Origin of the sequence: Paraburkholderia unamae, from assembly GCF_003268775.1 — a bacterium.
GTDB lineage: Bacteria > Pseudomonadota > Gammaproteobacteria > Burkholderiales > Burkholderiaceae > Paraburkholderia > Paraburkholderia unamae.
The window spans coordinates 26,049-39,087 of sequence record NZ_QLSU01000038.1; the positions used below are offsets into that span (position 1 = coordinate 26,049).

General features: G+C 66.7%; 12 protein-coding genes. 6 read left to right on the forward strand and 6 right to left on the reverse strand.

What is annotated here, in order from left to right; all coding sequences use genetic code 11:
* Positions 1-3: 3 nt before the first annotated feature.
* From C7401_RS38505 to C7401_RS38515, 3 genes are read right to left on the reverse strand one after another with little or no spacing between them, the layout of a single operon-like run.
* Positions 4-1,263 carry a Zn-dependent hydrolase gene (locus tag C7401_RS38505; RefSeq protein WP_112177292.1) on the reverse strand — a complete coding sequence of 420 codons (1,260 nt, stop codon included), beginning with the start codon at positions 1,261-1,263 and terminating at the stop codon, positions 4-6.
* Positions 1,260-2,441 carry a M20 aminoacylase family protein gene (locus C7401_RS38510; protein WP_112177293.1) on the reverse strand — a complete coding sequence of 394 codons (1,182 nt, stop codon included), beginning with the start codon at positions 2,439-2,441 and terminating at the stop codon, positions 1,260-1,262. The genes C7401_RS38505 and C7401_RS38510 overlap by 4 nt, the downstream gene beginning before the upstream one ends.
* Positions 2,442-2,482: 41 nt before the next feature.
* On the reverse strand, positions 2,483-3,700 hold the full coding sequence (locus tag C7401_RS38515; protein WP_112177294.1) for a diaminopropionate ammonia-lyase: 1,218 nt from the start codon (positions 3,698-3,700) through the stop codon (positions 2,483-2,485).
* A 123-nt stretch (positions 3,701-3,823) separates the two neighbouring features.
* Between C7401_RS38515 and C7401_RS38520 the strand changes: the two genes are divergently transcribed.
* Together C7401_RS38520 and C7401_RS38525 are read left to right on the forward strand one after the other, a co-directional pair.
* On the forward strand, positions 3,824-4,303 hold the full coding sequence (locus C7401_RS38520) for an Lrp/AsnC family transcriptional regulator (RefSeq protein ID WP_112177295.1): 480 nt from the start codon (positions 3,824-3,826) through the stop codon (positions 4,301-4,303).
* 154 nt (positions 4,304-4,457) lie between these two features.
* Positions 4,458-5,192, forward strand: coding sequence for an aldolase (locus C7401_RS38525; protein WP_112177336.1), 735 nt, complete (start codon positions 4,458-4,460; stop codon positions 5,190-5,192).
* Between the two features lie 71 nt (positions 5,193-5,263).
* On the opposite strand, the gene C7401_RS38530 is transcribed toward C7401_RS38525, so the two are convergent.
* The 3 genes from C7401_RS38530 to C7401_RS38540 are packed head-to-tail and all read right to left on the reverse strand — an operon-like array spanning position 5,264 to position 8,049.
* Entirely contained in the window at positions 5,264-6,028 is a 765-nt protein-coding gene (locus C7401_RS38530) for a crotonase/enoyl-CoA hydratase family protein (RefSeq protein WP_112177296.1), read from the reverse strand.
* 13 nt (positions 6,029-6,041) lie between these two features.
* Positions 6,042-6,821, reverse strand: coding sequence for an SDR family NAD(P)-dependent oxidoreductase (locus C7401_RS38535; RefSeq protein WP_112177297.1), 780 nt, complete (start codon positions 6,819-6,821; stop codon positions 6,042-6,044).
* A gap of 34 nt (positions 6,822-6,855) precedes the next feature.
* Positions 6,856-8,049, reverse strand: coding sequence for a thiolase family protein (locus C7401_RS38540; RefSeq protein WP_112177298.1), 1,194 nt, complete (start codon positions 8,047-8,049; stop codon positions 6,856-6,858).
* Positions 8,050-8,391: 342 nt separating this feature from the next.
* On the opposite strand from C7401_RS38540, the gene C7401_RS38545 reads away from it, so the two are divergent.
* Genes C7401_RS38545 through C7401_RS38560 form a run of 4 tightly spaced genes read left to right on the forward strand, consistent with a single transcriptional unit; the run spans position 8,392 to position 13,011 of the window.
* Positions 8,392-9,240: an IclR family transcriptional regulator gene (locus C7401_RS38545; protein ID WP_112177299.1), complete on the forward strand. Its 849-nt coding sequence runs from the start codon at positions 8,392-8,394 to the stop codon at positions 9,238-9,240.
* Positions 9,219-10,766 carry an AMP-binding protein gene (locus C7401_RS38550; RefSeq protein WP_112177300.1) on the forward strand — a complete coding sequence of 516 codons (1,548 nt, stop codon included), beginning with the start codon at positions 9,219-9,221 and terminating at the stop codon, positions 10,764-10,766. Before C7401_RS38545 ends, C7401_RS38550 begins: the two co-directional genes overlap by 22 nt.
* Positions 10,767-10,807: 41 nt before the next feature.
* Positions 10,808-11,938, forward strand: coding sequence for an acyl-CoA dehydrogenase family protein (locus C7401_RS38555; protein ID WP_372460557.1), 1,131 nt, complete (start codon positions 10,808-10,810; stop codon positions 11,936-11,938).
* A gap of 44 nt (positions 11,939-11,982) precedes the next feature.
* Entirely contained in the window at positions 11,983-13,011 is a 1,029-nt protein-coding gene (locus C7401_RS38560; protein WP_112177302.1) for a CaiB/BaiF CoA transferase family protein, read from the forward strand.
* The last annotated feature ends 28 nt before the right edge of the window (positions 13,012-13,039 follow it).

The window sequence follows — 13,039 nt, forward strand, 5'->3', positions numbered from 1 at the left end:
CGGTCACGCAAGCGCGACGCGCCTCACCACGACGTCGAGTAGCACGTTCGCGCCGTCGATGAGCTGATCGTCGTCCGTATGCTCGCGCGGGTTGTGGCTGATGCCGCCACGGCTCGGCACGAAGATCATGGCGGACGGCGCGATGCGCGCGATCATCTGGGCGTCGTGGCCCGCGCCCGAGGTCATGCGGCGATGCGAAAAGCCCAGCCGCGCCGCCGACGCCTCGATGACATCGAGCAGGGCCGCGTCGAACACCACCGGCTCGAAACGCACGAGGCGCTCGGTCTCGATCTTCACGCCCTCGCGCTGCGCCGCCTCGACGAGAAAGTCCGCAAGACGCCGCTCGGCTTCTTGCAGGCGCGCTTCGTCGGGGTCGCGCAAATCCACCGTGAACACGGCCTTGCGAGGAATCACGTTGATCACGTTAGGCTCGATGTTCAGCATGCCGATGGTCGCGAGCGTCGTGCCGCTTTGCACCGCGAGTTCGCGCAGAAACGTCGCGACCGCGGCGGCCACCCAGCCGGCGTCGTGACGCAGATGCGTGGGCGTGGTGCCCGCATGGTTGGCGCTGCCCTGCACGGTCACGCGCTGCCACGAAATGCCTTGCAGATTCTCGACCACGCCAATTCGCACGTTCTCCGCTTCGAGTATCGGCCCCTGCTCGATATGCAGTTCGACGTACTCGTGCGGCACGATCGCCCCCGGCTCCATGTCGCCCGCGTAACCAATGCGCGCGAGTTCGTCGCCAAGACGCGTGCCGTCGATGCCGCGCGTCGCCAGCGCCTCGTCCACGGCGAGGCCGCCCGCGTAGACGAGCGAGCCCATCATGTCGGGCTGGTAGCGCACGCCCTCTTCGTTCGTGAAAGCGCCAACGGTAATGGCGCGGCGCGGCTTGACTCCGGCCTCGCGAAAGGCGCGCACCACGGCGAGACCGGCCAGCACGCCGTAGCAACCGTCCAGCTCACCGGCGTTGCGTACCGTGTCGATGTGCGAGCCGAGCATGAGCGGGCGGTGCGCGCGGTCGTCGGCATCCTGCGTGTCGGCGCGCAAGGTGCCGAACACATTGCCGATGCGATCGATCGTCACGTCGAGATCGAGTTCGCGCATCCAGGCGACCACGCGGTCGCGGCCGGCCTTTTCGTCGTCGCTCAGCGCAATACGCGTGCGGCCGCCCGCGTCGGGGTCCGCGCCGATCTCGCCTAGCTCGCGCAGTTGCCGCAGCAGCAACTCGCCGTTCAGTTTGAGTGTCGTCTGGGTGGTCATGGGCGCTCCGCCGTTGCGAGGCGCGGCAATTCCAGCCGCGCGATTTCAGCGAAGTAACGCGCGCCGGTCATCAGGATGTCGTCGTTGAAGTCATAGCTCGCGTTATGCAGCGCGATGCCGCCGCGCTCCGGCGTTTCGCCGTTGCCGATAAAGACGAAGTTGCCCGGCACCACCTGCAAGAACGCGCCGAAGTCCTCGGAGATCATCATCGGCACGACGTTGGCGTCGACATTCGCCTCGCCCGCCACGTTGCGCGCCGCCTGAACCGCAACGCCGACGAACGCCTCCGAATTGACCGTGGGCGCGAACTCGTGCGTGTATTCGAATTGGCATTCGGCGCCGTGCGTGCGGCAAATGCCCTCGCTCACCTCGCGCATGCGGGTTTCGAGCAGCGCCTGCACGTCCTTCGAATAGCTGCGCGTGTCGCCCTTGATGACGACGTTCGACGGCGTAGCGTTGCGAATGCCGTCCGTGATGAACTCCGTGCACGAGATCACGGCTTGCAGGCTCGGGTCGAGATTGCGCGAGACGATGGTTTGCAGCGCGAGCACGATTTGCGAGCCGATCACGATCGGGTCGACGCCCATATGCGGGCGCGCGGCGTGGGCGCCTCGCCCCTTGATATGGATGACGAAATTATCTTCGCTGGCCATGATGCCGCCCGCGCGCGTGGCGAACGAGCCGGCCGGCATCCCCGGCATGTTGTGCGCGCCGAAAATCGCGTCCACGGGAAAGCGTTCGAACAAGCCGTCGGCCATCATCGCTTTCGCGCCGCGGCCATGTTCCTCGGCTGGCTGGAAAATAAACCGCACCGTGCCGTTGAAGTCGCGCCGCTCGGCCAGCAGGCGCGCGGCGCCCAGGATCATCGACATATGGCCGTCGTGGCCGCACGCATGCATCTTCCCCGCGATCAGCGAAGCGTGGGCGCGGCCCGGCGCATGCTCCGCGATATTCAAGGCGTCCATGTCGGCGCGCAGGCCGATGGCGCGCTTGCCGCCGCCCACCTTGAGGCTCGCCACGAGCCCGGTGCCGCCTATGCCGCGATGCACCTCCAGCCCGAGGGTTTCGAGTATCTTCGCCACGTAGTCGGACGTATTGACCTCCTCGAAGCCGGTTTCGGGGCGCTGGTGGAGATACTGGCGCCAGCTTTTGAGCTGGCCTTGCAGTGTGCTTTCCATGCAGTTGTCCTTTTCTGTGCTCGCCGTTCGGATCCGTTCGATTACTGCGTGAGTTGTCCGAGCCACGCGTCGCGATGCGCCGCCACATCCTCCGCGGGCACGCCCACGAGCTGCGCGTACACGCCCGGCGCCGTGGCGCCTTCCGTGCTGATGAGCAGCACGCGCGCGTTGGCGTCGAGACCGACCGCGCGCGCGAGGTCGGGCTCGCCCATCAGCCGCGCGAAGCCCGCCAGGCCCGCCGCGCCCGATTCGCCGGACACGACAGGCACGTCGTTGCCCGTGCCCGCCGCGAGACTGCGCATCGCTTCGACGGCTTCGTTATCGTCGATCAGCAAGAAGTCGTCCACGCAGGGCTCGAGAATTTTCCACGCGAGCGGCGACGCTTCTCCGCACGCAAGGCCCGCCATGACGGAATCGACCGAACCCGTGGCCTTCGCCGCCTGACCGGCGATGGCGCTTTGATAGAGACAATCGGCCTGACGCGGTTCGACCACGATGAAGCGCGGGCGCGCCACGCCATCATGCTCCCAGAGATAACTGGCCACACCGGCCGCGAGGCCGCCCACGCCGCCCTGGAGGAAAACGTGCGTCCACGCCGCGTCGCGCGATTGCTCGATGATTTCCGCCGCAATCGTCCCATATCCTTGCATGACGTCGCGCGGAATCGCTTCATAGCCTTCGTATGACGTATCGGAGACGACGTGCCAGCCGTTCGTCTTCGCGAGTTGCGCCGCGTGCTCGACCGACTCGTCGTAGTTCCCCGCAATGCGCACGATGCGCGCGCCGTAGGCGGCGATTGCCGCCTCGCGCTCGGCGCTGACGTTCGCATGCAGCACGATCACGCAGTGGCAGCCGATGGCGCGCGCCGCTGCGGCTAGCGCCTTGCCGTGGTTGCCGTCGGTCGCGCTGATGACCGTGAGGTTCGCGACCATTTCGGCGTAACGGCCCTCGATCAACGCCCGGGCGTCGATATCGTGCATGGGCCACAGGCGCATGACGAGGCGCATCAGCGCGATGGGCGCGCCAAGCGCCTTGAAGCTGCCCAGAGGAGAACGAAGCGATTCGTCCTTCAAGCCCACGCGGGCAACGCCCAGTTGCGCGGCCAGCCCGCCCAGTTCCCAGAGCGGGGTCGGCTCGGGGCTGATGAGATTCCAGCCGGCCAGCCATGCGCGGCTTTCGTCGCCGGACTTCATGTTGAGGATGCCGCGCAGCGTCTCGGGGTACGGACTGCGCGTGGCGCGAGGATTGGCGATCAGCATGCGTAAGGGCTCCGGTGGGCTTGCGATATCGAAATGATATTGCGCAGACCCCGCGAAAAAGTCTCATAATGCGAGCGCCGCACGCAAAAAAATATCGACTTTCAGGCTCCCGTGTAAATGGAAATGGCGACACATCTCGATTCCTTCGACCGCAAGCTCCTGATGGAAGTGCAGCGCGACGCCCAGACCCCGCAAAACGAACTCGGCGTGCGTGTGAACCTCTCCACCGCCGCCGTGAACCGGCGTCTGCGTCGCCTCGCCGACGAGGGTGTGATCGACCGTTACGCGGCCATCCTGTCGCCCGAAAAGGTCGATCACCCCATTACGATCGTGGCCAACGTCGAGGTGGAGAGCGAGCAGATCGATCTGCTCGACGCCATGAAGCGCACGTTCGCGCGCTGCCCGCAGGTTCAGCAGTGCTACTACGTGGCGGGCGAGTGGGATTTCGTGCTGATTCTCGCGGTGCGCAACATGGACCAGTACACCGAACTCACGCGCGAACTGTTCTTTTCGAACAATAACGTGAAGCGGTTCAAGACCCTCGTGAGCATGAGCCGCGTGAAGGTCGGACTCGAAGTCCCGCTCGATGCGGGCGACGCGTAACCGGTGTGGATGCAAAAATCCATCGTTTTGCGCGCGCTTTCCGATAATTTTTATCGCGCCGCTATGCGAGGATCGGGCATGACGCCTTGCCAGGCCCACGATTCGAAACAAGGAGCGACGCCCCATGAGCAGCAACACGCCACATCACGCGGGAATGACGGGAGACGAAGCGCTATTCCACGATCCGGCGATCGTGCCTTTGCGCGCGGACCTCGCGCTCGCCCTGCGCGCCGCCGCGCATTTCGGGCTCGGTGAAGGGGTCTGCAACCACTTCAGCGTGGCGTTGCCCGGCGAAGCGGGGCGCTTTCTGCTGAACCCGCGCGGCCTGATGTGGAGCGAGGTGAAGGCCGACGACATCGTGATCGTCAACGCCGAGGGGCGCGTGATCGCGGGGCGTCACGAAGTCGAGCCCACGGCGATGTTCATCCATGCCGCCATCCACCGTATCGCGAACAAGCAGTGCGTGCTGCATACCCACATGCCCTACGCCACCGCGCTCACGCTCACGGAGGACTGCGGGCTCGATACGACCTTGTCGCAGAACGCCATGCGCTATCACGGCCGCATTGCGCTGGACCGCGACTATAACGGCCTGGCGCTCGGTCCCGAGGAAGGCGAGCGCATTGCGCACGCGCTGGGCGGCAAGGATATCGGCTTTCTCGGCAATCACGGCGTCGTGGTGTGCGGCGAGCGCATCGATTACGCGTTCGACGACCTCTACTACCTGGAGCGCGCCTGCGCGGCGCAGGTGCTCGCGCTTTCCACGGGGCGCGCGTTGCGGCCCGTGGCCGCCGGGCTGGCGCAACAGGTGGCCAGTCAGGTTCAGGGCGAGCGGCTTCAGTCGGAATTGTTCTTCACCGCGTTGAGGAGAACGTTGATTCACCCGTGATTCAACCGTGCAGGCGGCGCACCACGGACGGGGCCGCCGCGCCCCGTCGCAAGCGGCCCACGCGTTCGCCGCTACTTCCCCTGCCACACCGCCTTGCGCTTTTCCGCAAACGCGGCCGCGCCCTCGCGCGCGTCGGCCGATGCGAACACCGGGTCCGTGATCTCGCGCTGGCGCGTGAACATCTCGGCGCTCGTCCAGTCGCGCGACTCGCGCATCACACGCTTGCTCGCGGCCACCGCGAGCGGCCCGTTCGCGACGATCTTTTGCGCGAGTTCGAGCGCCCCGGCCAGCGCCTCGCCCGGCGGCGTGAGGCGGTTGACGAGGCCGAACTCGTAGGCCCGTTGCGCGCCGAACATGTCGCCGGTGAGCACGAGTTCCATGGCGATGCGCTCGGGCAACTGCTGTTGCAGGCGCAACAATCCGCCGGCGGCCGCGCACAGGCCGCGCTTCACTTCGGGCAGGCCGAACTGCGCGTTGTTCGCAGCCACGACGAGATCGCTCGCCAGCGCGAGTTCGAAGCCGCCCGCCAGCGCATAGCCCTCCACCGCCGCAATCAGCGGCTTGCCCGGCGGCGCTTCCGTGATGCCCGCGAAGCCGCGGCCCGGCAGGCTCGGCCGCTCGCCCTTGAGAAAGCCCTTCAGGTCCATCCCCGCGCAAAACGTGCCGCCCGCGCCGGTGATGATGGCGAGGCGCAGATCGTCGCGCCGCGCCAGTTCGTCGAGGGCCGCGGCAATCGCCTCGGCCACCGCTTTCGTGCAGGCGTTGCGCGCCTCGGGGCGGTTGATCGTGAGAATCTGAATACCGTCGCGGTATTCGATCAGCAACTCGTCGCTCATCGTCGGCCTCGCTTTAGCGCGGTTGCATGCGAATCGCGCCGTCCAGACGGATCGTTTCGCCGTTGAGCATCGGGTTCTCCAGAATGTGCAGCGCGAGCGCGGCGAATTCGTCGGCTTCGCCCAGACGCGGCGGAAACGGCACCATGCGGCCCAGCGAATCGCGAATCTCCTCGGGCAGACGCGCGAGCAGCGGCGTGTCGAACAGGCCCGGCGCGATCGTGCAGACACGGATGCCCTTGCTTGCGAGATCGCGCGCGGCCACGAGCGTCATGCCGACCACGCCGGCTTTGGACGACGCATACGGCACCTGCCCGATCTGCCCTTCGTACGCGGCCACCGACGCCGTGAGCACGCACGCGCCGCGCTCGCCGCCCGCGTCGGGCTCGTTGCGCGCCATCGCCGCCGCCGCGAGTCGCAACGCGTTGAAGGTGCCGAAGAGATTCACGCGCACCACGTTTTCGTAGGCTTCGAGCGAACCCGGCGAGCCGTCTTTTTCGATCAGGCGCACCGCGCCGCCGCGCCCCGCGCAATGCACGAGCGAGCGCAGCGTGCCGCGCTTCGTGGCCGCTTCGAAGACAGCGTTCATGTCGTCGGCGCTCGTCACGTCGGCGGGCACGAAGCTCGCCTGCGCGCCCAGTTCGTCAGCCACGGCCGCGCCGCGCGAACTGGCGAGGTCGGCGATCACCACCTGCGCGCCCTTCGCGAGCAAACGCTTCGCGCTCGCGAGGCCGAGCCCCGACGCGCCGCCCGTCACCACCGCCACCGTGCCTGCAAATTTGTTCTGTTCGTTCATGGGTCGTTTCTCCTTCGTTGTTCGGGGTTGCGCGTCAGAGGCGCTCGATGAGCGTCGCGTTGGCCATGCCGCCCGCTTCGCACATCGTCTGCAAGCCGTAGCGGCCGCCGCTCAATTCCAGCGAATTGAGCATCGTGGTCATGAGGCGCGCGCCCGAAGCGCCGAGCGGATGCCCGAGCGCGATCGCGCCGCCCGCCGGGTTCAGGCGCGCGGCGTCCGCGCCCAGCGACTTTTGCCACGCGAGCGGGACCGCGGCGAACGCCTCGTTCACTTCGAAGTGCGAAATGTCGCCCACGGTGAGGCCGCGCTTTTTCAGCAGGCGTTGCGTGGCGGGAATCGGCGCGGTGAGCATCATGAGCGGATCGTCGCCGCACACGTCGAACGCCACGATGCGCGCGCGCGGCTTCAGGCCCAACTGGGCCGCTTTCTGCTCGCTCATGATGAGCAGCGCCGACGCGCCATCGGCGATCTGCGAGGCGTTGCCCGCCGTCACGTTCCACTGGATGCCGGGAAAGCGCTCGGCCAGCTCCGCGCTCTCGAACGAGGGCGCGAGGCCCGCGAGGCGTTCGGCCGTCGTGCCCGCACGGATGGTTTCGTCGGTGTCCACGCGGCGCACACCCTCCGTGCCCGGCACGTCGATGGCCACGATCTCGCGCGCAAACTGCCCGGCCGCGCGCGCGGCGTCGGCGCGGCGGTGCGATTGCGCCGAGTAGGCGTCGAGTTCCGCGCGCGTGAGCGCCCACTTTTGCGCGACGAGGTCGGCGCTCACGCCCTGCCCGACCATGCCCTCGGGGTAGCGCACGTGGTAGAGCGCGCCATACGGGTCGCGGCCAATGCGCGACGAACCCATCGGCACGCGGCTCATCGACTCCACGCCGCCCGCCACGACGATATCGTTCACGCCCGCCATGATCGCCTGCGCCGCGAAATGGATGGCCTGCTGGCTCGAGCCGCACTTGCGCTCGATGGTGGTGGACGGCACGTGCTGCGGAAAACCGGCCGCGAGCCACGCGAGGCGGCCGGGCGTGGAGGCCTGCTCGCCCACCTGGCTCACGCAGCCGATCATGACGTCGTCCACGCTGCCGGGGTCGAGGTCGTTGCGGACGATCAACTGCTTGAGGACCTGCGAGAGCAGATCGACGGGATGAAGCTCGACGAAAGCACCGCCAGCCTTGGTCCGGCCCATCGGGCTGCGCACTGCGTCGACGATTACCGCGCTGTTGGTCATGGTTCTCTCAACGTTGGGAAGTGATAGGAAAAATGGATCCGACGACTCAAAATACACCACGCCGGCTCACTATTTCAATAGAGGTAAACATATTTTGAGTCTATTGGATCATTTTTATTGCTTTCTTCCTCGCAATCCGCAAAACTGATTGCACTGCATGAACCTGAGAGATCAAAAAAGGAGACACGAGCGCGCCCCAACCGGCCGCGCCGCATCGCGGAAGCGAAAAAATGAGCCAGGCGTCTTAAAAAACTGTTCCAGCGCGCAGGTGAAAGCTAGAATCCGGGGTTTGCCGCGAGCCGCACCGGCGCGCCGCGCCCTTACCCCGACGAAGGACCCGAAATGAACGATCAGGCCATCTCCCGCACCGACGACGCCGCCGACTCGCAGCTAGTGAGCGCGCTCGCGCGCGGCATCCGGATCCTGCAATGCTTTTCGATGGGCGATGCGGAGCTTTCGGCGCGCGATCTGGTCGAGCGCACCGGCTTGCCCAAGCCCACGGCGCTGCGGCTCATCAACACGCTCGCGGAGTTCGGCCTGCTGCGCTATTCGGAGCGCATCTCGAAGTACGTGCTCGGCACCGAGATGCTGAGCCTCGCGGCCCCGGCGCTGGGCCGCATGACGATCCGGCAGATCGCGCGGCCGATGATGCAGGAGCTGGCCGACTACTGCCACGGCCAGGTCACGCTCGCGGTGGGCTACCGCCTGAACATGGCGTACGCCGAGGTGATCCAGGGCGAGGGCAGCGCCGTGTACCGCTCGGAAACGGGCACGCGGCTCTCGCTCTCGCGCACGGCTTCGGGCCGCGCGTATCTATGGACCGTGCCCGGCGAGCAACGCGAGCAGTACTTGCAGGAGACGCTCACGCGCGACCCGGCCAAGGGCGAGTTGCTCGCGCAGCGCCTCGCGCAAGCGCAGCAGGAATTGCGCGCGCACGGCTGCACGATCTCGCACGGCGACATGCAACGCGAAATTCATTCGGTGGCGATTCCGTTGTCCGCCCCGATCGATGACGAGTATTGGGTTTTTAGCTGTTCGATTGCAGTTTTCAATATCAGCGGCAACCAGCTGACCGACGACATCGCCCCCCGGCTGATGTCGCTCGTCAGGCGCGTGGAGGCAGCGCTCGGCAGCATGACTGGAGCCGCGCATGACATGGAGACGAGACCGTGGAGCGTGTCCGCGAACTAGCCGTAGAAGCACCCACACGGGAAGCCCTGCGCTTTCCCGCACTCAACGAAGTCATCACTTACGCCGAGCTGAACGAACGCGCGGACCGCATCGCGCACTGGCTCATCGGCCTCGGGCTGCAACCCGGCGACGGCATTGCGCTGCTGTTCGAGAATCATCCCGCGCTGGCCGTCATCGCCATCGGCGCCGAGCGCGCCGGCCTCTACTACACCCCCATCAGCATCCAGTTGAAGCCGCGCGAAGTCGCGCACGTCCTCAAGGACTGCGGCGCGCGCGTGCTGATCGTCTCGCAGGCCATGAGCGAGCTGGCCGCGGCGCTCGTGGCCGAAGGCGCGGCACAAGGCGTGGCCGGTTTCCTGTGCGGCGCGAGCGCCGCGCTGCCCGGCTTCGCCTCGCTCGAAGCGGCGCTCGCGGACATCGACGGCCGCGCGCCGTTGCCGCCACGGCCGCGCGGGCGCGACTTCCTCTATTCGTCGGGCACGACCGGGCTGCCCAAGGGCATCCGCAAGCCGCTCGTGCCGTTCGAGCAGCGCGACGACGACGACACCGAAACGGCCTCGTGGCGCAAGACCTTCGGCTTCGACGCCGACTCCATCTACCTGAGCACCGCACCGCTCTACCACGCCGCGCCGCTGCGCTACCTGATCCGCATGCTGCACACGGGCGGGCGCGCCATCGTGCTGCAAAAGTTCGACGCCGAGTCCGCCCTCGACGCGCTCGCGCGCCATCGCGTCACGCACAGCCAGTGGGTGCCGACCATGTTCATCCGCCTGCTGAACCTGCCCGAGGCGACGCGCGCGCGTTACGACGTGAGCAGCCTGCGCGTGGCCATCCACGCCGCCGCGCCCTGCCCGCCGCACATCAAGGAGCAGATGATCGCGTGGTTCGGCCCGGTGATCTACGAGTATTACGCGGGCTCGGAAAGCGTGGGGCTCACGGCGATCGGCTCCGAGGAATGGCTCACGCATCGCGGTTCGGTGGGTCGCTCGAAATACGGCCAACTGCATATCATCGACGATGAGGATAACGAACTGCCCGTGGGCGAAATCGGCCGCGTGTTCTTCGAGGGCGGCCCCGTGTTCGAGTACCACAACGACCCGGTGAAAACCCGCAGCGTGTACAACCGCCACGGCTGGGCCACCTATGGCGATATCGGCCATGTCGACGCCGAGGGCTACCTGTACCTGAGCGACCGGCGCGCGGACCTCATCATCAGCGGCGGCGTGAACGTCTATCCGCAGGAGATCGAGAACGTGCTCGCCGAGCACCCGGCCGTGGCCGACGCGGCCGTGATCGGCGTGCCGCATCCCGAATTCGGCGAGACCGTGATGGCGATCGTGCAGCCGCGCGAGCGCGACAGCGCAAGCCCGCAACTCGCGGAGGAACTCATCGCCTTCTGCCGCGAGCGGCTCTCGCATATCAAGGTGCCGCGCGCCGTGGATTTCGAAGAGGCGCTGCCCCGCCACGACAACGGCAAGCTGCTGCGGCGCATTCTCAAGGAACGCTACCGCCAGCCGGCAGTGTGAATCGCATAACGAAGTCATAGAAGCAACTGGAGACACTACTCATGCGCACCGTTTTCCGCGACGACCACGAAATTTTCCGCGAGCAGGTCCGGCGCTTCGTCGAACGCGAGATCGTGCCGTTTCATCATCAATGGGAACTGGACGGCATCGTGCCGAAGTCCGTTTGGCTGCGCGCGGGCGAAGAGGGGCTGCTCTGCTGCACGATTCCCGAGGAATACGGCGGCGGCGGCGGCGACTTCGGCCACGCGGCCATCATGATCGAGGAGCTGGCCCGCGTGAACGCGAGCGGCATTGGCTTTCCGCTGCATTCCGATATCGTCGCCCCGTATATCTTTGCCTACGGCACCGAGGAGCAAAAACGCGAGTGGCTGCCGAAGCTCGCGCGCGGCGAGCACATCGGCGCCATCGCCATGACCGAGCCCGGCACCGGCAGCGACCTCAAGTCGGTGCGCACCACCGCGCGCCGCGAAGGCAACGAGTACATCATCAACGGGCAGAAAACGTTCATCACGAACGGGCAGAACGCCAGCCTCGTGATCGTGGCGTGCAAGACCGCGCCGGAACTGGGCGGCAAGGGCGTGTCGCTCGTCGTGGTCGAAGAAGGCACGCCGGGCTTCAGCAAGGGCCGCAAGCTCGACAAGATCGGGCTGCGGGCGCAGGACACGTCCGAGCTTTTCTTCGAAGACGTGCGCGTGAGCGTCACGCAGCGTCTTGGTGAGGAGAACCAGGGCTTTTCGTACCTGATGCGTGAACTCGCACAAGAGCGGCTCGTGATCGCGGTGCGCGCTGCGGCTTCGATTGAAGGCATGCTGGAGCGCACGATCCGCTACACGCGCGAGCGCAAGGTGTTCGGTCAGTCGATCTTCGATTTCCAGAACGCGCGCTTCAAGCTCGCGCATGCGCGCGCGAAAGCCGAGATGGTGCGCACCTATGTCGATCACTGCATCGCGCGGCACCTCAAGCGCGAGCTTTCGCCCGTCGACGCCGCCATGGCCAAGCTCAACGCCACCGAACTGCAAAACCAGTTGCTCGACGAATTCCTGCAACTGCACGGCGGCTACGGCTACATGTCCGAGTATGTGGTCGGCACCGCGTGGGTGGATGCGCGCGTGATGCGCATCTACGGCGGCACCGACGAGATCATGAAGGAAATCATCGCCCGCACGCTGTGACGGCGCGGCAATCTACGCAAGACGAAGCAGATGGAACAACACACATGATCAAGCCACTGGAAGGCGTTACCGTCGTGGAATTCGCGGGGCTCGGCCCCGCGCCGTTCTGCGGCATGCTGCTCGCGCAAATGGGCGCGCGCGTGATCTGCATCGGCCGCGAAGGCGCGCCGCCGCCCTCGGGTCCGCTCGCGCGCGGGCGCGAGTATGTCGCGCTCGACCTCAAGCGCGGCGAGGACATCGCGCGCGCGCTCGACCTGATCGCAAGCGCCGACGCGCTGATCGAAGGCTTTCGCCCCGGCGTGATGGAGCGCCTCGGGCTCGGTCCCGAAGTCTGCCATGCACGGCGCGCGTCGCTCGTCTATGGACGCATGACCGGCTGGGGGCAAACCGGGCCGCTCGCGCACACGGCGGGTCACGACATCAACTACATCGCGATCTCGGGCGCGCTGCACGCCGTGGGTCTCGCGGGCGGCGATCCGGTCGTGCCGCTCAACCTGGTCGGCGACTTCGGCGGCGGCGGCATGCTGCTCGCGTTCGGCGTGGTGGCGGCCATCCTGCGCGCGCGGGCGGGCGGCGAAGGCTGCGTGGTCGACGCCGCAATGACCGACGGCGCGGCCATGCTCATGAGCATGATCTACGGCTTTCAGGCGGCGGGGCACTGGCAGGATGCGCGCGGCGTGAACCTGCTCGACGGCGGCGCGCCCTTCTACCGGACCTATCGCTGCGCGGACGATCGCTGGATTGCCGTGGGCTGCATCGAGCCGCAGTTCTACGCGACGTTCATGAAAGGCATTGGCGCCGAGGATCTGCTCGATCTGCCGCAGCGCGACCGGGCGCACTGGCCGCGCTTGCAAGCGCGCATTGCCGGCGTGATCGCCACACGCACGCGCGACGAATGGGCCGCACTGTTCGCGGGCAGCGATGCGTGCGTCACGCCGGTGCTGAGTCTTGCCGAAGCGCCGCTCGACGCGCACAACACCGCACGCGGGGCATTTGCGAAAAGCGGTGACGCGTGGGCGCCGGAGTGTGCGCCGCGCTTCGTGGGTTACGGGCAGGCGGAGGAAGTGAAATAAGCGGCGTGATAAGCGGGGTGAAACGCGG